Source organism: Clostridium beijerinckii (assembly GCF_036699995.1).
GTDB classification, from domain to species: Bacteria; Bacillota; Clostridia; order Clostridiales; family Clostridiaceae; genus Clostridium; species Clostridium helianthi.
On the sequence record NZ_CP144906.1, the window covers coordinates 2,452,793 to 2,472,343 of the forward strand.

A 19,551-nucleotide genomic window follows, 5' to 3' on the forward strand; every position below is an offset into this window, starting at 1 on the left:
AAAAATGTTGACAGATTTAAAGGTTAAAGTTGGTCCTGAGTTCTATAGGTATCATGAAGGTGCAATTGATTTTATTCCGCAATTATTAAAAGAACATAAATCAAAGAATATCTTGATTGTACATGGAACAATTTCTTGGGAAAAAGCAAAGCCAAAGATGAAGTTTTTAGAAACGATAGATCAAAATGTTTTTTATCATCAATATACAGGTGAATGTAGTTATTATGGTGCAGATTTAATAGCACAAATCGTTGAAGAAAATGATATCGATTTTATTATTGGAGTTGGTGGCGGAAAACTTGTAGATCTCGTTGGATATGCTGGTCATATTTGTAATGTTAAATATGGTGTCGTTCCAACTTTGGTTAGTAATTGTGCACCATGGACACCTTTATCTGTTATGTATAAAGAAAGTGGAGAATCAGAAGGAAAATCTGAGCATTATATGAGGCAGGCTAGTTTCTTGATAACAGATCCATATTTAGTGATTGATTCTCCAGTACGTTACTTCATTGCAGGGTTGGCAGATACAATTGCAAAATGGTATGAATCAGATTCTATTTTGGCTCAAAAACATTTACAGAACGAGCCCTTTTTGAGGCTAGCAAGTTATACTGCAAAGTTATGTAATGAATCAATTGTAAGAGAATCGGCTAAAGCAATGAAAGATATGGAGAATAAAGTAGTTTCGGAAGAATTTGTACATTTGTCTGAAATTGTGATAGCAGTTGCAGGTTTATGTGGAGGATTGGGAGATAAATATGCTCGTAATGCCGCAGCACATGCAATGCATGACGCAATAGCTAAATATATTCCGGAAAGCCATTCATATCTTCATGGCGAAAAAGTAGCTTATGGGGTTTTATACCAGTTGGCTCTAGAAGGCAAGTGGTCGACGATTGATTCTTTAATGCCTTTCTATTCAGATTTGAAGCTGCCTGTATCTCTGCATTATATGGGATTGTATCCAGAAGATGAAAAAGTTCTTGATGATATAGTTGGTTTTATTGATTCAAAAGAAAAGGTTCATTTAATTCCTGTTGTAATTACGCCAGATATTTTGAAAAAAACAATCTTTGATTTAGAAAAATATGTAGAAAAGAGGTAGAAGAAGAGTAATGGAAACTTTAAGTGTATTACAGAGTTTTTTAATCGCTTTGTGGGTTGGCGCGGTTATGTCAAGATGGTTTGGAGGAGGAGCTTCATTAACGCTTCGATTTTCACCTTTAATGACTGGTTTGATTGTTGGTATTGTTATGGGAAATGTTGGCCAAGCAATGATTGTTACAGCAGCGCTGCAGTTGATTTATATGGGGGTTTTCTCTCCAGGAGGATCCATGCCACAAGAACCATCTATTGCAGCAGCTATCGCAGTACCGGTTGCTTTACTAGGAAATTTACAGCCTGAAGCCGCTATTGCTGTCGCAGTTCCAGTTGGTTTGTTAGGAAGTTATTTATATCAATTCCGTTTTTTTATCAATACATTCTTAGGTAAATATACAGATAAAGCTGTAGAAGATTTAAATGATGGCGCTATTAAGCGTTCGATAATTCTTTTACCTACAATTGCATCATTTGCTCTATTTGTACCATTGGTATTTGTAGCTTTATATTTTGGGGCACCAATTATTGCAGATGTAATCAATGCTTTGAAAGGAAGTTATATCATTCATATACTTGAAGTTGTTGGTGGTGGATTAGCTGCTATTGGTATTGCCACAACAGTTTATGTAATTGGACGTAAGGATTACTTAGCATTCTTTTTCTTGGCGTATTTCATGAGTGTTTCATTAAAATCATTAAATATTACAATGGTAACTTATGCTGTGTTTGGTCTATTGATTGCTTTAATTTTCAGTATGTCTCAAAAAGGAAAGAATGTTCCTAGTACAAATGTTGCTAAGGGTACAGAGACATTAGATGAAGATGATTATGATGATGGGTTTTAAGGAGTAGATAAAATGAGTGAAAATGTAAAAAGAGCTGCTAAAGCTCCAGAAGAGATCACAAAAAAGGATGTTACTAAAGCATATTTAAGATGGCATTTTGCGAATGAAATTCCACATTCATTTGAAAGATATCTTGCATCTTCTTTGTTGTATGGAATGATGCCAATTTTAAGAAAATTATACAAAGATGATGAATCGTTAAAAGCTGCTTATAAAAGACAACTATTATTTTTCAATACTCAGTTAAGCTGGGGTGGTGGAGTTATTACTGGCTTAATGGCTTCCATGGAATCACAACGTGCAAAAGAAGAATATGAACAATCAGAAATAACAATGCAAGACGATTTGATGTATAACACAAAAGCTGGTTTAATGGGTGCACTTGCTGGAATTGGTGATGCAATTGACTCAGGGACTGTGCAATATATCTTTATTGCCATCGCAGTTCCTTGGGCTCAACAAGGTAGTGCATTAGGAGCATTGTTCCCATTCGTTTGCTTTGCTCTTTACCAAGTTTTATTGGGTCTATTCTTTGCTCGTCAAGCATTTGATATGGGACGTAACGCAACAGGATTGATGGGAAGTACAGGTGTTAAAACTGCAATCGATACTTTATCTGTTTTAGGTCTATTTATGATGGGAATCTTAGCAGGTAACTATGTAAAAGTTAGTGCAAATTTACAATTTACGATTTCTGGAAAAGCATTCATTATCCAAAATATTTTAGATTCTGTTGCTCCGGGGATTTTACCATTAGCAGTAGTTATGGGAGTTTATTTCTTCTACAATAAAAAAGGTTTAAAAGTTACACCAGCATTATTATGGTTAACATTAATTTTAATTGTTTTAGCTGGCGTTAGAATTCTATAGAGTAAAAAGGAGAGTTGAAAAATGGGTGTTATAAATTTAGCAAGAGTAGATGAACGTTTAATTCATGGGCAAGTTATGGTGACTCTTTCACAAAAGAGCGGGGTAAATTCAATTTTTGTAGTAGATGAAGTTGTAGCAAAAGACCCATTCATGAGAGATTTATATAAAAATGCAGGTAGCCGTACTGGACAAAAAACAATAGTAATTACGCCAGAGAAAGCTAAATTCTATTGGGATGAATATCAGTTTAAAGATTATAATTGTATCTTGATAGCAAAAACTGTAAAAGTTATGTATGACTTGGTTAAACATGGAGTGCCAATGAAAGAATTGAATATTGGAGGTATTGCACAAAAAGATGCAAGTAAAGATTTACTAGTTACAAAATCTGTTTATATAAACAAAGAGGATGTAGATAGATTAGTAGAAATGAAAGATAAATATGGAGTAGAGAATATCTATTTCCAAGCTACTCCTTCTGCTCCTAAAACAGAATTGAAAGATGTTGTTAGTAAATTTAAATAATTGTTTTTAAATGAAAGATTATTATTTTCCTTATAATAAAAATTGGAGGTTTATCATGGAGGATATTTTTAACGATAGATTAGCTAGGTATTCGTTTATGTATCGCTCACGGAATAGCAATAAAGAGAAAACTAGATTTTTGAAGGCGCTTGTAACAGATATATCACAAGTGCGAAAAGATATTTCCGTAATCGAATATAGTAATCAAAAAAAAGCCAGTGCACGAAATGTATATGTTGGAGATATTGAAAAGGCAGATCAAATCGTTTGTACTTATTATGATACACCTCCAGCCTATTTAGGAGATTATGTATTGTTCAATAGAAAAAAACAAGAAAAACAAACTAAAAAAGCCGTTCTTTGTATGTCTCTAATTTGGATTTTCCTAGGTATTCTAGGAACACTTTTATACATGAAATTGGTTTTGGCACCATTTGTTTTATTTTCTGTGCAAACAGCATGTCTTGCACTAATATACGGTGGATATTTTATTATTTTATCAAAGTTATCAAAAGGTGAGTGGAATCGAAAGAATTTAATTAGAAATACATCTTCAGTACTTTGCTTGCTACAGATGTTAACAGAGAATCAAAATCAGAAAAAAGTGGCTTATGCATTTATCGATGAAGGTTGTTATGGAAGACGAGGATTAGATGTCTTAATGAGTTCTGTAAAAAAGAATGCAAAGGTTTATTGCTTAGATTCTATTGGAGCAGATGCCACTTTAAATGTAATGGGTAAACAATTTAAAGAAGAGCTTGCTGAATCTAAAGAAATTCGATATGTATCACCTAGAGGTCAAATCAATTATTTATTTTGTGCAGATATGAATCAAGATAAAGAGTTTTACTTAGATAAGTCAAAGTTAAATAAGAAAAATTTAAATTATAGCCATTTTACTCAAGTAATAGAATTGTTAGGCATATGAAAGAAAATAAAGAGTCCAAAAAGTCATGATTATTTTTGATTATGCCTTAAATCAAAATATAAAAGGAGATTAAATCATGTTAGGAATTGTAATCGCCACACATGGTACCTTAAGCAACGGTATAAAAGACGCAGCTGAAGTTATTATGGGGAATACAGAAAATATCGCAACTGTAAATTTAAATGCAGGAGATGATATTGAGAAACTTGGTAAGAAGATAAATAACGCTATTTTAGGAGTAAATCAAGGTGATGGTGTTGCGGTATTAGTTGATTTAGTGAGCGCAAGTCCATATAACCAATCAGTTCTTGTTACAAACCAATTAGAGAGGGAATTAAAAGATAAAGTTTATATTATTGGTGGAGTTAACTTACCTATGTTATTAGAAATAATCAATCATCAAATTTTAGGGACACAAATTGAAATAGTTGCAAAATCAGCTGCAGAGAAAGCAAAAGAATGTATTAGTTCATGGCATTGTCCTATTGATGTAGATGCTAATGCAGCTGATGAAGATGATGATTTTTGATGGAGGGATAAAATGAAGTGGGGATTTAGATGGTATGGAGCGAAAGACTCTATTCCTTTAAAACATTTCAGGCAAGTTCCAGGAACAGATGGTGTTGTAGGGACCTTATTAAATAAGTTACCTGGAGATGTTTGGGAAATTGATGAAATTAAAGAATTTAAGGCTTCAATTGAAAAAGAGGGATTGGAGTTACTTGGTATTGAAAGTGTTGCAGTTCATGATGCGATTAAAGCAAGAACAAAAGACTGTGATCATTATATTGATAATTATATTCAAACAATTAGAAATTTAGCAGCATGTGATATTCATTTAGTATGTTATAGTTTTAAACCAATTTTCGGATGGGCCAAGACAAATTTGAAATATGAAAACCCAGATGGTAGTTATTCATTGTTGTTTGATCAGTCTGTTGTAGAACATATGGATGCGAGTGAGATGTTTAAGCTTATAAATAGTCAATCTAACGGGTTTAAATTACCTGGATGGGAAGAAGAACGTCTGAAAAAGTTTAATGATTTGATGAAAATGTATGAAAATATTAAAGAAGAAGATTTATTTGACAATCTTGCATACTTTCTAAAAAAAGTTATTCCTGTCTGTGAAGAAGTTGATGTGAAAATGGGGATTCATCCGGATGATCCACCATGGGAAATCTTTAATCTTCCAAGGGTAACTAAAAATTTAGAGGATTATAAAAGAATAATAAATATTATTGATTCTCCTTATAATGGTGTAACACTTTGCACAGGATCTTTAGGTGCAAATCCAGAAACAGATTTAGTCAAAGTCATACATGAATTAGGAAATAGAATTCAATTTGTACATTTAAGAAATGTTGAATTTTTGGGAAAACAAAAATTTAGAGAATCTGCTCATTTGAGTATTGATGGATCATTGGATATGTATGCACTTATGAAGGCGCTTATAGATGTTAATTTTGATGGTGTCATCCGTCCAGATCATGGTCGTTCAATTTGGGATGAAATAGCAATGCCAGGATATGGTTTATATGATCGTGCTTTAGGTTTTACTTATTTAAAAGGATTGCATGAAGCTATCACAAAATCTCGAAAAGAAAATGGATTGGAGCAATAATAATGAGTGTAGATGTATATAAAAAATTAGGAGAAATAAAGTTATTACCACTTTATACTGCGACTGATTTAAAGTATTTAGATGATTTGGAAGAGATTCTTTTAAGAAATGATGTACCTTTTATAGAAGTAACATTTAGAAGCAATCTGGCTTTAGAAGCAATTAATAAACTTTCACAATCGGGTAAGTTAATTGTTGGAGCAGGAACTGTGCGTACATTAGAAGAAGCTAAGAAGGCAATTGAAAATGGAGCAAGTTTTATAGTTTCTCCAGCAGTGATTCCAGAGATAATCGAATATTGTATTGAAAACAAAGTTCCAGTTTTTCCTGGAACAGCAACTCCAACTGATATTCAAAAAGTCGTTAGTTATGGACTTCATGTTGTAAAGTATTTCCCAGCAGATATTTATGGTGGTTTAAAAGCAATTAAAGCATTAAGTGGACCATTCTATGATGTGAAATTCTTGCCGACAGGAGGAATTAATGCAGATAACTTTATAGATTATGTTAGTAATGATAATATTTTAGCGGTTGGTGGATCTTTTATTATTTCTGAAAAAATGATTAAAGAGGAAGGTAAAGAGAAGACAAGTAACTTGTTAAAATCATTAGTTGATCAAATTAAAGCTTAGTGCAATATTGCACGGCTTTTTTTTGATGATCATGTAATTAACGACGCGACTCCATAACCTCTTGGTTGTCATCTATTCTAATCATAAAAACTGTTGCAGCAAATGATAAAAAGATATTTAAAATAAGCTCCATTAATATAGAGATTAGGAATTTAGTAATAATGATAAGAATAAATAAAAAAATATGAATATTGAGTATTGCGTTTTATAATCTACAATGTTATACTTCATTTAAGGTACGTTAGTACCTTAAATGAAGTATAACTTGGAGGTGTTTACGTTTTGTCAATAATACAAACGAAGAAGTTAACAAAGAGTTACGGATCAAAAAATAGTGTTTATGATATTAATCTGACAGCTAATGAAGGTGAAATATATGGCTTTCTAGGATTAAACGGTGCAGGAAAAACAACTACAATGAGGATGTTGCTTAAAATGGTTAATCCTACATCTGGTGAAATTTATTACTCTGGAAAATCAATTTCAAAGCTACCTTCTGAATTTTGGAATCAGGTGGGTTACTTAATTGAAACACCACATGCTTATCCCAATCTTACAGTAGAAGAAAATCTTATATTATATGCAAAGCAAAGACTAATACCAGATTCAGAAATTAAGAAACGAATAGATGACATTTCACAGCATCTATTGCTAGATAATTACCTACAGGTTAAGGTAAAAGATCTTTCTCTAGGAAACAATCAAAAAATTGGATTAGCTAAGGCGCTTATTCATAGGCCAAAAATTCTTTTGTTAGACGAACCAACAAATGGATTGGATCCGGAGGGGCTTGTAGTTGTTCGTAATTCTCTATTAGAAATGGCTAAAGAGGGGACAACTATTTTTATTTCAAGCCATCTATTAGATGAGATGGAAAAGCTGGTAAGCCGAATTGGTATATTAGCACATGGATGTCTGCTACGAGAATTAAATTTTTCGGAATTTGAAACCTGCAGAGAATCAAAGCTTTACATAAAAACAGATGGCTCCGTCGAGAATCTTGAACATTATCTTGCTACAAAAAACTTGCAATGCACATCAGTAAGTGAACAGGAAATACTTGTTTCGGATATATCTATTAACCAATATTCTGCTTTATTACAGCAGTTAGAAAATCAAAAATTGAATCCAATGATTTTTCAACCTGTAAATGAAAGCTTAGAAGAATTCTTTCTTAGAACAATTAAGGAGGGCAAATCATTATGAAACAGATATGGTCAATGACTAAAATTGAGTTTTACAAAATAATACGGGGGCATATACCAATTTATATTTTAGCTTTTTATAGTTTTTTGTTACTTATCCATATGCAGGATAAAACGTGGGAAGAATTTTTGAAAAATACTTTTTTTATGTATTCTACTGTTATTGGATTAATGGGATTTGGTATTTTAAGCAGCTGGGTATTTGGTAGAGAGTATCAGGATCAAACTTTTAAAGATCTTTTATCATTGCCAATTTCTCGTACAAGTTTAGTATGTGCAAAGTTCTTTGCTTTAGGATTAAGTTTTTTAGGCATAACGGTATTAGCAATTGGTGGGACATTTGCCATGGGTTTGTGCTTGGATTTTACAAATTTTGATGTGTTATTGACTGGAACTCTTCTAAAAAGGTTAGGTATAGTAACACTCTATAATTGTAGTCTTAGTTTTCTATTCCCACTTATCGCTAGCATCACGCGAGGAATATTGGCTCCCGTTAGTACTTCCTTTGTATCTATAATTATAGCTGCCATTTTTGGATCACAGCCCTTAGGCCGTTATATCCCGTGGACAATTTCAGGAATATATTTAAATAATCCTCAGCTTATTAATTGGATCAGTAAATTAACGATTTTGGCTATTTTATTTATTGGTGTTTATGGTACTATATTATGGTGGAATTATGTAGACCAAAAATAGGAGGTTGTATCATGAATGAAAATGTTAGTAGACGCCGTGGCGTTATACTTGAAAATGCGATTTTAGATCAGGCTTGGTTATTGCTTAATCAAATAGGATATAGCAAATTGACTATGGATGAGGTAGCTCGTGCTGCAAAAACCAACAAAAATGCTATTTATCGTCGATGGCCACAAAAATGTTATCTTATTTTTGCCGCATTAAGCCGACATGCACCATCAATAGAATTAGAAGTCAGTGATCATGGTTCGCTAAGAGAAGATTTAAAGGCCTTATTTAATGTTTTAAATCTATTTGAAATTATCAGGCCCGATGATCTACGAGATGTAATTTTAGATATGCTTTCTAATATGACGCCTTACGATTTATTTAATGTTATAAACAACGGAAATGGTCTTCGTGAATCAACTGAAACTATTATAACGCGAGCTAATCATCGCAAAGAGATTTCACTTTCAGTAGATAATATTTCTGAAAAGGCTTTAAATTTACCAGCTATACTAATTATAAATGAGCTTGTTTTACATGGAAGGATCACAGAAACGAATGCCGAGGATATTATTGACAATATTTTACTTCCTATATATAAAGCGTGTAAATAAGCTAATTGGTAAGAATAACATGGGACTTATAATTAAGATTCCTTTGTTATTTCTTAATAAAAAAAAGAGCTGGATTCATAACATAAAGACAATTAGATTAGATTTAAAAGGTTCAAATGTTGATTAAAAAATAATACTTGGACCTTTTATTAATTAGCTCAATATGTAATTTAGTTAATGATTTATGTAGGCTAAAAAATGAGCTATCGCTAATGCGACAGCCCTTATAATGCCTATTTTAATTTCCTAATAGGATTTACTTACTAAACCATGCTTTACTAAGTAGATTAATACCTTCAGCAATATCACTGTCAGTCATTCCACCAAAACCAAGTAAAACCATATTATTAGAATATTTATCCTTGCGTAACCAATATGTAGATACAGGAGAAACTATAACGCCGTATTCTTTAGCTTTTTCTATTATCTCTTCTTCAGATAATCCATTATCTAATTCTAGCAAGATATGCAAACCTGCATTTTTACCATGAATAATAACATTATCTCCCATAAATTTATGAATAGAGTGGATTAACATATCATGTCTTCTTTTGTTTAGGAGAGATATCTTGCGCAGATGACTATCCCAATGTCCTAAATGCATAAACTGTTGAATGATTTTTTGCTCAACTATTGGAACTGAGGTTTGGTAGCTACTAAAAAATTTATCATATATTTCTAGTAATGATTGGGGTAATACCATATAATTCAATCTCAAGCTTGGGGACAAAGATTTTGAAAAAGTTCCAATATATATAACACAGCCTTTTGAATCAATACCTTGTATTGAAGGAATTGGCCTTGAATTATAACGAAGTTCACTATCATAATCATCTTCAATTATAAATCCATTCTCTCTTCTTGCCCAATCTAATAATTGCAATCTTTTTTGAATTGGCATCACTGATCCAGTAGGAAATTGATGTGAAGGAGTTACATATACTATCTTTGCGGAATTATTTTCTAATTCAGCAATATTTATTCCATCCTTGTCTAAGCTAATTGGAACAACATCATATCCGTTATTGTTAAAAATCTTTCTTGCGCCAATGTAGCCAGGATCTTCTAAAGCTACTTTAGAAAAATTGTTTCTGAATATCTGGCATAGTAAACTTAAACACTGCTCAAAGCCTGAAGTAATGATAATTTGTTCTGGAGTACATGAGACCCCTCTTGATTTATTTAAATAATCCATCATTTCTATTCGTAATTCTTTTTCACCTTTACTGCTAGTATAAGATGTCATAACCTCACCATCTATAGATGCTAAGCATTTATTTGATATCCTCCTCCATAAGCGCAAAGGAAAATCAGAAGCACGTAGCTTTCCATATTTGAAATTATACTTATAGTTATTATCAGAATTCATCTCAGGTAACGTTGTTTTATGATTCTTAATATTGTCAGAGTTCGCTCCCTTTAACTTAGTGATTAACATACTATCTAGTTTTTCAACTATGAACCCACTGCCTGCTTTACTTGTAACATATCCTTCAGAAGAAAGTTGCATATAAGCACTTTCTACTGTATTTCTGCTGACATTTAATGTTGTTGCAAGCGTTCGTGTTGAATATAGCTTACTACCTTCCAGAATTTGTCCTGAAATTATCTCTTCTTTTAACTGCTCGTAAATTTGCAAATACAGTGGAACTCTTGAATCATTATCTAGAACAATCATTTTTTTAAAACACTCTCCTTATGAACTGTATCCAATAAAATAAAAAGAATTGGCACTTTTGATGATTACACATCGATTGTATAATTGTTTTATAGAAAAGTCAATGTGCATAAATTAAGACTTTTTAAAAATATTAAAATAATAAAATTTGTAAAATTACAGAGGAGGAATTTAAATGTTAAATGAAAAATTGCTTGAAGTTATATCACATGAAGGTGTAGTAGCTATAGTATCTTGTAGTAACAATGAGGCACATGTAGTTAATACTTGGAATTCATATGTTGTCGCTACTGAAGATGGAAGATTATTAATACCAGCGGCTGGAATGAGAAGAACTCAAAAAAATATAGAACAAAATAACAAAGTTAAGGTTACTTTAGGAAGTAAAGAAGTAATGGGACATATGTATATGGGAGCAGGATTCTTAATAGAAGGAACTGCAAAATTCCTTGAAGAGGGTTCAGATTTTGATATGATGAAAGAAAAATTTTCTTTCTTAAGTAGAGTATTAGAGATAACAGTTATATCTGCTAAGCAAACTATATAGTAATAATATAACATAGCTTTTGAAAAAGAGTACTTTATATTTAGTGAAATATCTAAAAAAGTACTCTTTTTAGATACTATTAATATGGATTATGTAAGTTTAATTCAGCAATATATATAGGATATAGGACTATATAATATGAGAAGTTGCATAGCAATTGATTATGTTCGTATATAAATAATCTTATCTATCAATTAGAGGGCAGTTTATTAAAGATAGGATAAAGTAATTATTGTAGGAAAACGGTTAGGATATTAATGATTTAGTTCACAATTTTTGTATAACTCTTAATTAAATAAGAAATTATAAAATCGTATTATTCAAGAAGAGATTGAATTTACGATTTTTTTTATTACGTAATACTATTATGATACTAAGAATTTAGAATTACTAGTAATTATGTAGAAAGTGTTCTTTGGGAATTAAGCAATAAGGTACTTACAAAATATATTATTATTGACTCATACCTAAGGGTAGGAATTAAAATAGGTTTATAAAGAAAGAATAACCATTCATATAATTTGCTCAATATGTAGATTTGTAGTAGCAATTTATAAAAAATATAGAAAAACAAAAGGAGGAACATAAATTGAAAGTTGATTTTTATACATCTAAAAGAGAATATGAAGAACATAAACAAGAGTTTGATAATGCTGTTATTAGCGTTATGCAAGAAGGGATTTCAACCCTTGGAAAAGAGGTAACTGATTTTGAAAAATCTATTGAGGAGTTTACTGGAGCTAAACATGCAATTGCTGTTGCATCTGGAACTGATGCGCTAATTTTAACTTCGGATATTTTAGGGTTTGAAAGCGGAAAAGAAGTCATCACATCTCCATTTACTTTTCTTGCATCTACTTCATGTATAACAAGAAGAGGTGGAAAACCAGTTTTTGTAGATATTGATGAGGAGACTTTTAATATTGATGCAAATAAAATAGAAGAAAAAGTTACTAAAAATACTGTTGGTATAGTTCCGATTCATCTTTTTTCACAAATGGCTGATATGGATAAAATAATGGACATAGCAGGTAAACATAATTTGAGAGTACTTGAAGATGCTGCTGAGGGATTTGGAATGAGATGGAAAGGAACTGGGTCTGAATATAAACATTCAGGCACTATTGGAGATTTTGGGATTTTCTCATTCTTTCCAACCAAGACTCTTGGTGGTTTTGGGGATGGAGGAATGATAGTAACAAATAATGATGAATTAGCTAGATTAGCTAGAATGTATAGAGTTCACGGAGCATCAAAAAAATATCACTATGAGCATATTGGATACAATTCAAGATTAGATACTATACAGGCAGCTATTCTTCAAGTGAAAATGAAATACATAAAAGAAAGCATTAAAAAGAGAGAAATTGTTGCCAATTGGTATTTTGATAGGTTAAAAGATTGTCAGGAATTAAAATTTGCCACTTTGAAAGGCGAGCAAAATCCCGTGTATTATGTATTTAATATATTAACAGAAAAGAGAGATGAACTTGGAGAATACTTAAAGAAAAATCAGATTCAATTTAGTATTTATTATCCTATACCATTACATCTTCAAAGGTGTTTCAGTTATTTAGGTTATAAAAAAGGGGATTTTCCGGTTGCTGAAAGTATATGCGAGAGAATACTTGCACTTCCAATATATCCTCAAATAACAGAAGCAGAAATTGATTTTGTATGTGAAACTATCAAAAGTTTTTTTAAATAATATTAGAAGACTGTAAAGGTGAATTAAAGAATTGAAAATACCACGATAATTCTTGCAGAAAAGTAAGATAGTTCGGTAGTTCATTGGTTAAATGAAAATTGAACAATGGGATGTTTACAAAATATGTTATAATCGATTCGTAATGGTAAATTATTGTCAATGATTAATTAATACTAGGGAGGAAGTTCGTGGATAAAAAGATAAACGCAAAATTGACGAATATAAAAAATTCAATGGCTAACTTCGTACATTCGGTAAATCGTTCACAAATAGGTAATTTAAGTTGATTAACGAAAGGGAATCTACTCACTAGGATTATTACTAGCGTTATAGTTTGTGGAATAATTTTATTAATATTCTATGCTTTAAATACTTAATAATAATCATTAAAGATGTTATAACTAGCCATAAATAGTTTCATGCTAGTTTTCAAAATTCTTGCATTATGTATTAAAGTAAATGAGAAGCATTTAAAAGATATGAAATATAAATTTATAATAATAAGGATAATATATAGATTTATTTTTACGTAAATTTATATATTATACATTATTTTATATTATTCATAATTTGATTTTGACGTATCAAGTTTAAGTTGCTCTTCACCCCATATGTATAATTCCTTAAATGTGGGAAGTAAGGCTTTACCTCTTTCTGTAAAGAATATTCAACCTTAGGAGGAATGGTTTCATATTGAGTTCTAACAATTAGCTTATGTTCTTCTAATTCTTTTAAAGACTTTGTAAGCATCATATTAGTAATACCTTTAACTTTTCGTTTTAATTCACTATATCTAGTAAAATCTTTGTTGGATAGACACCATAAGATAGGTAATTTCCATTTCTGGCCTAAAATATCGAGTGCATATATAACAGGACATTTTCTTTCATATACATTATCAGCAGGGAATTCTTTATTATAATTCATATAATCACTCATAATCACAACTCCTTCAAATTCAATAGTATACTTTTTATACTGGCACAGAAAAAACTGCATTCTTGTATATCTTTTCTCCTATGCTATATTAATTATAACAAAAACATTATAGGAGAATATACAGAAAGAGGAGTGTTACTATGAAAATTTATGGTATTAACGGAAGTCCAAGAAAAAATAAAAATACAGCTACATTGCTTCAAAAAGCTTTAGAGGGAGTAAAAGAAGCTGCAAAAGATAAAGAAATTGAAACTGAAATAATTAATTTATATGATTTAAATTATACTGGATGTATAAGTTGCTTTGCTTGTAAAAGACTTGGAAGTAACAGTTATGGAAAATGTGCAGTAAAAGACGATCTTCAAGAAGTTTTAGAAAAAGTATCTCAAGCTGATGGGCTTATTTTTAGTTCTCCAGTATATTTTAGTAATGTAACAGGTAAATTCCTATCATTTTTAGAAAGACTATTATTTCCTTATCTTGTGTATGACAATAATGGTACTTCACTAGCGCCAAAGAGGATGCCAACAGCATTTATTTATACAATGAATGTTAAAGAAGAGGTGATGAAGCAAATTGGTTATTTAAAAACTTTTGAGCGCATGGAATCTAATATTGGACATATATTCACAAAACCATTAGTTATGTATTCAAATAATACTTATCAATTTGATGATTACTCAAAATATAAAGTTGAATCCTTCTCCGAAGAAGAAAAAGCAGCACATAGAAAAATTCAATTTCCTTTAGATTGTCAAAAAGTATTTGAATTAGGTGCAAATTTAATAAAGCACTAGAAATAAAGTGGTATATTAAATTACGAGAAAAGTTAACTTATAAGGAATCTTTTGATTAGTTAAATAGATATAAGTTTATTGATTTTATTTTGGAAAACTATGAAATATGGCATACACTATCTAGCAATGATGAAGTAGAGGATATGATTATGACTGCAAGGAATAATTTTGGGGAGTTAACCTGATATCATATCATGGATAAAATATAATTATTAAGGAGATTGATTTAAGCAAATGCAGGATTTATAAAGATTTTGACCAAGGGATTTTATTGCGCAGCAAATTAGAGAACAAGCAGAGCTAATGGCCAAAAGAGTTGCAAGAGTTTATAGTGGTACTTCTTATGTTAATATATTTGAACTATTAGAAAATGTAAATAAATTAAAGCAAGAAATGAAAGTGCTGTATTATTCTAGAGTGAATTATACAGCATTATTAATTATATGTAAATTTAATAGTGCCATATTTATTTTACTATTGGAATTTTGAACTATATTCATTAGTAGAGAACCACCTAATAAAAAAACAAGTCCATATGCTAAGCCTATTTCCAATTATGCTACGTCATTCGTTTGTCCTAATAGAGCCGCTATGAAGGCAATCTACTTCTTTGCCTAATGAAAAATAATCATGGCATTTGGGTCTTGTTATTTTTTTCATGTGTCTTATTTTTTGTTTTATATGATATTATTTAATAATTCATTTTTTACCTTTTCTGCTGATTATTATAGAGGCAATTACACTTATTACAAGAATTAGTATAATAACAGAAATAGAAATCCCTATAGATATATGATACTTAAATGATATTCCGAGTTTTATACCAGTAAATATAAGTATTAAGGCTACTCCATATTTAACATATTCGAAGGTACTATGTAGTTTTTCTAAAAGAAAATATAAATTTCTAAGACCTAATATTGCAAAAATATTTGATGTGTATACAATGAAAACATTAGTTGTTATTGCAAATATTGCAGGAATTGAATCAATAGCAAATAGTAAATCTGATCCTTCAATTAAAAACAATATTGCAAATAATGGTGTTGCATGAAGAACATTGTTTATTTTCACAAAAAACTTTTCGTCATGAAGCTCTTTAGTTACAGGTATCATTTTTTTTAGAAGTTTAATTAATTTACTGTTTTCAAATGATACATCATCTTCTTTGTTAATCATCATTTTTATACCACTTATAATAAGAAGTATACCAAATATATATATAATCCATTTAAATGCATTAATAATTGCAATTCCTAATAAAACAAATATAAATCTTAGAATAATCGCACCAAAAATTCCATAAGTTAAAATTCTTTTTTGATGTTTAGCAGTAATTCCAAAGCTTGAGAAAATTAATAAAAAGAGAAAAAGATTATCGACACTAAGACTCAATTCAATAATATATCCTCCGAGAAATTCTAAAGCTCTTTCAGAACCCATGTAATACCATATAGCTAAATTAAATATAGCGGCTATAAATGTAATTAATAAAAACTTAAATAAATGTTTTCTAGTAGACATTTTTGTAGCTCCTTTCAGATAAATTTGTATTTAAATCGAATATATTTTTTTAATATATTCGAAATTTTATGTAAAAACAATATTAATATAAGTTTTGTTTTTTGCATGAATTATAATAACTTTAAAAAGCAATTAAAAAACTTGTTTAAAATAATATAACAATTATGTAAGAATAAATCAATAAAAGTTTATCATGTTAAGATTTTTATAATATTGACAAGTTTTTTATTTAATAGTATTATTGTTAATAACAATAATAAAAAGACAGTGATAATCTCATTTATAGGGGGAGTAACTGCCTGTTAATTATAACAGGATTCAAAGTCGTCATTACGGAGAGATCCCGGCTTTGAAAGCAAAACAATGCTTAGTGAGACTCTATAGTTAGAAAGTGTTCTAACTATAGAGTCTTTTTTGTTACATAAATTTCTAAATTCAGAAAAAATTATCAAAACATTTTATTAATTAAGTAAAAGGAGGAAAAGAAAATGAGCGGTTTAGGAAATCAAATTAAAACTTTACTTTTGATGAGTGTCCTGACGATATTAGTAGTATTAATAGGAAGAGGTATTGGAGGTCAATCAGGAATGCTGATGGCTTTGGTGCTTGCATTAGTTATGAATGGAGGAAGTTATTGGTTTAGTGATAAAATTGCACTATCTATGACTGGAGCTAAGCTATTAACACGAAATGATAATATTGAAATTTATAATATGGTGGAAAGATTGACAGCAAATGCAGGAATACCAATGCCAAGGCTTTATATTACACCTTCTACACAGCCTAATGCGTTTGCAACAGGAAGAAATCCTAAGCATTCAGCTGTTGCTGTTACACAAGGATTAGTGAATATACTAAATTATGAAGAATTAGAAGGTGTTATTGCTCATGAATTGGCACATATTAAGAATAGGGACGTGCTTATAAGTACTATTGCAGCTGTAATGGCAGGAGTAATCACAACAATGGCTAATTGGGCGCAGTGGGCGTTAATGTTCGGCATGGGTAACAGTGATGAAGAAGAAGGCTCAGGATTCTTAGCAGCTTTACCATTAATTATTTTAGGACCTATTGCAGCTATGTTAGTACAGATGGCAGTATCAAGATCTAGAGAATATCTTGCTGACAATACAGGAGCGAGGATTGCAGGACACAGCAGAGGACTCTCTAATGCATTACTTAAGTTAGATCAGGCCTCAAGAGTGGTTCCTATGGACGTAAATCCTGCAGTAAGCCATATGTTTATAGTCAATCCTCTAAGTGCGCAAAGATTAATGAACCTATTTAGCACTCATCCAACGATAGAAGATAGAGTACGTAGGCTTCAGTCTTCAAATTTATAATCTTAATTAAATCAAATATCTTAAAGCATCTGTAAATCAGATGCTTTCTTAATTCTCTAGGAATTTATATTCAAGTTAAATTTGTGGATAAATTATGGAAAAGACTAATTCAGAAAGTTAGGATTTGTAAAGAGAATAAAAAAGAAAATATATTCGCCTGCATAAAATATTCTTATATGCAGAATAGTTCATTATTTTAGCATAGCTACTCTTTTTATAGGTGCATAGCTGCCATTTCTGATGTGCAGATTTTTCTCACATACGTTCGAAAAGGCAGATGCGTAAAAAAATCTCCAGCTTCAAAGTCGCCTGCGATTTTGTTCAACTTTTCTTAAATAGAATCAAGTGAGATATTAGGAAGTTTAAAAATCATACCAAGATAAATTCGTTAAATTTCAAATTGTAGAATCCCATGACGATGATAAGTTCAAATATTTCGATGAAGTTAGTATAACAACGGTCATAAAATATAGAAGAGAAGTTATGATAGAATTTACAAAATATAAAAATGGCCAATTAGTTGCAACAATGAAAATAAAAGTGTGAGAATAGAAAAGGTCCAATATTTTTGCATTTGAGGAGGGTGTAATTAAAAATAACTTGAAATTAAAATATAGCTTAAAGCAAGAAATGAAAGTGCTGTATTATTCTAGAGTGAATTATACAGCATTATTAATTATATATGAAAATTAATAATTAAAAGGTTATATATCAGCGATAGAGCTATTTGTACAATTAATTAGAAGTGCTGTAATTTAATTTCGGTATCTTATTTTAATTTATTTTTATTAAATAACTTCCCATTATAGACAAGAAATTAAAAGCTTTTATCCTGATTATTAAGTTGTGAGCAACGATTAAATTCCATTTCTAATACTGTATTTACCGTATGTTTACCTAGGTTATCTAAAGAATTATATTTTTTTAATAAATATTCTAATTCTTCTGATAGTTGTAAACGTGTTTTTATTTTGTTTTCATCCCATCCCATTAAAATAGATGGAGTTGTTTCTAATATTACTGCAAGTTTTTCGATTTTGTCAGAAGGTATATTAGAGATTACACCGCTTTCATATCTTTGAAGTGTTGGCTTACTAATAGATAATCTTTTAGAAACATCTTCTAATGTGAGATTCAATTCTAATCGTCTATTTTTGATATTTTCTTTCAAACCCATTTTATATCACCTCTTAGTTCTATATTAAAAGTAAGTAAATTATAGATTATCAATTAATATAATTTATTGATAATCTATAATAAAATCGAAGCGTTCTAATAAAACTTAATAACTTTTTATTTATTTTGTTTACTGCAGTTAGGCAAATTAAAAAAATCATTCTAATTTGTAGACTATTAATATAATTTATTATAACATCTGTTTCCGGATATGCAACAACTATTTTCCATTATATAGAAAAAGTTACGTAAGAAGTATTGACAATAATAGGCATAATATATAAAATATTACTTAACGAGTAACGAAAGGGGAGCATTTATGATATTAGTTAATGAGTTAAAAGGAAAGATAAAAGCAAAAGGATATACTCAGGAAAAGCTGGCAAGGGAATTAGGAATGTCTCCAAAAACCTTAGGTAATAAACTTAATAAAGGAATATTTGGTTCAAATGAAATCGATAAGATGATAAAACTATTAGATATAAATAATCCAATAGAGATTTTTTTTAATAAATAAATTACTTAAAGAGTAAAATGTATTGACTTTATATATAGTATTAGAAATCTAAAATTCATTGTATATATTGCAAAAATAATTCTTTATCACAATTTTAGAATCATTGCAAAAATTTTAGCTGAAATTGTGAAATGTGCATTGTGAATTGCAACGTATATATTGCAATTTAAAGTATTATGTTACGCCATATTTATTGTTGCAGAAGGACAAGCTGTGGAAGAATTATTAAAAGAAATTTTAGTTGAATTAAGAAAATAGTAATCTTAAATTAAAAAATAAATGTAAATTTAT

The 19,551-nt window shown here is 30.1% G+C and carries 19 protein-coding genes and 2 pseudogenes; 17 read left to right on the forward strand and 4 right to left on the reverse strand.

Annotated elements, in window-relative coordinates; genetic code table 11:
- Window positions 1-4: 4 nt before the first annotated feature.
- The 11 genes from PZA12_RS11360 to PZA12_RS11410 all read left to right on the forward strand — a co-directional run bounded on the left by PZA12_RS11360 (window position 5) and on the right by PZA12_RS11410 (window position 9,031).
- The gene (locus PZA12_RS11360) at window positions 5-1,108 is read left to right on the forward strand and encodes an iron-containing alcohol dehydrogenase family protein (protein ID WP_078115713.1); all 1,104 of its coding nucleotides are present in this window, start codon (window positions 5-7) and stop codon (window positions 1,106-1,108) included.
- A 10-nt stretch (window positions 1,109-1,118) separates the two neighbouring features.
- The gene (locus PZA12_RS11365; protein WP_077844163.1) at window positions 1,119-1,949 is read left to right on the forward strand and encodes a PTS mannose/fructose/sorbose/N-acetylgalactosamine transporter subunit IIC; all 831 of its coding nucleotides are present in this window, start codon (window positions 1,119-1,121) and stop codon (window positions 1,947-1,949) included.
- Window positions 1,950-1,961: 12 nt separating this feature from the next.
- Entirely contained in the window at window positions 1,962-2,819 is an 858-nt protein-coding gene (locus PZA12_RS11370; protein WP_078115712.1) for a PTS system mannose/fructose/sorbose family transporter subunit IID, read from the forward strand.
- A gap of 21 nt (window positions 2,820-2,840) precedes the next feature.
- Complete coding sequence (locus PZA12_RS11375; RefSeq protein ID WP_012058423.1) at window positions 2,841-3,344, forward strand: PTS system mannose/fructose/N-acetylgalactosamine-transporter subunit IIB; 504 nt, start codon at window positions 2,841-2,843, stop codon at window positions 3,342-3,344.
- Between the two features lie 55 nt (window positions 3,345-3,399).
- A complete protein-coding gene (locus PZA12_RS11380) occupies window positions 3,400-4,272 on the forward strand; it encodes a hypothetical protein (protein WP_078115710.1) in 873 nt (290 codons plus the stop codon).
- 76 nt (window positions 4,273-4,348) lie between these two features.
- Window positions 4,349-4,801 carry a PTS sugar transporter subunit IIA gene (locus PZA12_RS11385; protein ID WP_078115709.1) on the forward strand — a complete coding sequence of 151 codons (453 nt, stop codon included), beginning with the start codon at window positions 4,349-4,351 and terminating at the stop codon, window positions 4,799-4,801.
- Between the two features lie 12 nt (window positions 4,802-4,813).
- Complete coding sequence (uxuA, locus tag PZA12_RS11390) at window positions 4,814-5,896, forward strand: mannonate dehydratase (protein WP_077840117.1); 1,083 nt, start codon at window positions 4,814-4,816, stop codon at window positions 5,894-5,896.
- Window positions 5,897-5,898: 2 nt separating this feature from the next.
- Entirely contained in the window at window positions 5,899-6,528 is a 630-nt protein-coding gene (locus PZA12_RS11395; RefSeq protein ID WP_077840118.1) for a bifunctional 4-hydroxy-2-oxoglutarate aldolase/2-dehydro-3-deoxy-phosphogluconate aldolase, read from the forward strand.
- 282 nt (window positions 6,529-6,810) lie between these two features.
- Complete coding sequence (locus tag PZA12_RS11400) at window positions 6,811-7,734, forward strand: ABC transporter ATP-binding protein (RefSeq protein ID WP_077844168.1); 924 nt, start codon at window positions 6,811-6,813, stop codon at window positions 7,732-7,734.
- Window positions 7,731-8,429 (forward strand): ABC transporter permease, encoded by a 699-nt coding sequence (locus PZA12_RS11405; RefSeq protein WP_077844169.1) that lies wholly within the window; start codon window positions 7,731-7,733, stop codon window positions 8,427-8,429. Before PZA12_RS11400 ends, PZA12_RS11405 begins: the two co-directional genes overlap by 4 nt.
- Before the next feature lie 11 nt (window positions 8,430-8,440).
- On the forward strand, window positions 8,441-9,031 hold the full coding sequence (locus tag PZA12_RS11410; protein ID WP_077844170.1) for a TetR/AcrR family transcriptional regulator: 591 nt from the start codon (window positions 8,441-8,443) through the stop codon (window positions 9,029-9,031).
- Window positions 9,032-9,287: 256 nt separating this feature from the next.
- Here PZA12_RS11410 and PZA12_RS11415 read toward each other — a convergent pair whose 3' ends face one another.
- On the reverse strand, window positions 9,288-10,709 hold the full coding sequence (locus PZA12_RS11415) for a PLP-dependent aminotransferase family protein (RefSeq protein ID WP_078115708.1): 1,422 nt from the start codon (window positions 10,707-10,709) through the stop codon (window positions 9,288-9,290).
- 175 nt (window positions 10,710-10,884) lie between these two features.
- Between PZA12_RS11415 and PZA12_RS11420 the strand changes: the two genes are divergently transcribed.
- Window positions 10,885-11,256, forward strand: coding sequence for a pyridoxamine 5'-phosphate oxidase family protein (locus PZA12_RS11420; protein ID WP_077840122.1), 372 nt, complete (start codon window positions 10,885-10,887; stop codon window positions 11,254-11,256).
- A gap of 589 nt (window positions 11,257-11,845) precedes the next feature.
- Window positions 11,846-12,964: a DegT/DnrJ/EryC1/StrS family aminotransferase gene (locus PZA12_RS11425; protein WP_078115707.1), complete on the forward strand. Its 1,119-nt coding sequence runs from the start codon at window positions 11,846-11,848 to the stop codon at window positions 12,962-12,964.
- A 559-nt stretch (window positions 12,965-13,523) separates the two neighbouring features.
- Here PZA12_RS11425 and PZA12_RS11430 read toward each other — a convergent pair.
- Window positions 13,524-13,903: pseudogene (locus tag PZA12_RS11430) on the reverse strand (winged helix-turn-helix transcriptional regulator).
- A gap of 140 nt (window positions 13,904-14,043) precedes the next feature.
- Between PZA12_RS11430 and PZA12_RS11435 the strand changes: the two are divergent.
- Entirely contained in the window at window positions 14,044-14,700 is a 657-nt protein-coding gene (locus PZA12_RS11435) for a flavodoxin family protein (RefSeq protein WP_078115705.1), read from the forward strand.
- Window positions 14,701-14,771: 71 nt separating this feature from the next.
- Window positions 14,772-14,885: pseudogene (locus PZA12_RS24940) on the forward strand (DUF3791 domain-containing protein); the annotation flags it as partial.
- 514 nt (window positions 14,886-15,399) lie between these two features.
- Here PZA12_RS24940 and PZA12_RS11440 read toward each other — a convergent pair.
- Window positions 15,400-16,242 (reverse strand): TerC/Alx family metal homeostasis membrane protein, encoded by an 843-nt coding sequence (locus PZA12_RS11440; RefSeq protein WP_274596961.1) that lies wholly within the window; start codon window positions 16,240-16,242, stop codon window positions 15,400-15,402.
- A 470-nt stretch (window positions 16,243-16,712) separates the two neighbouring features.
- Here PZA12_RS11440 and PZA12_RS11445 point away from each other — a divergent pair, with 470 nt between their 5' ends.
- Window positions 16,713-17,567 carry a zinc metalloprotease HtpX gene (locus PZA12_RS11445; protein WP_078115703.1) on the forward strand — a complete coding sequence of 285 codons (855 nt, stop codon included), beginning with the start codon at window positions 16,713-16,715 and terminating at the stop codon, window positions 17,565-17,567.
- An 817-nt stretch (window positions 17,568-18,384) separates the two neighbouring features.
- Here the strand turns inward: PZA12_RS11445 and PZA12_RS11450 are convergent.
- Window positions 18,385-18,744 (reverse strand): helix-turn-helix domain-containing protein, encoded by a 360-nt coding sequence (locus PZA12_RS11450; protein WP_041897339.1) that lies wholly within the window; start codon window positions 18,742-18,744, stop codon window positions 18,385-18,387.
- A gap of 318 nt (window positions 18,745-19,062) precedes the next feature.
- On the opposite strand from PZA12_RS11450, the gene PZA12_RS11455 reads away from it, so the two are divergent.
- Window positions 19,063-19,260, forward strand: coding sequence for a DUF739 family protein (locus PZA12_RS11455; RefSeq protein WP_023975159.1), 198 nt, complete (start codon window positions 19,063-19,065; stop codon window positions 19,258-19,260).
- Window positions 19,261-19,551: the final 291 nt, after the last annotated feature.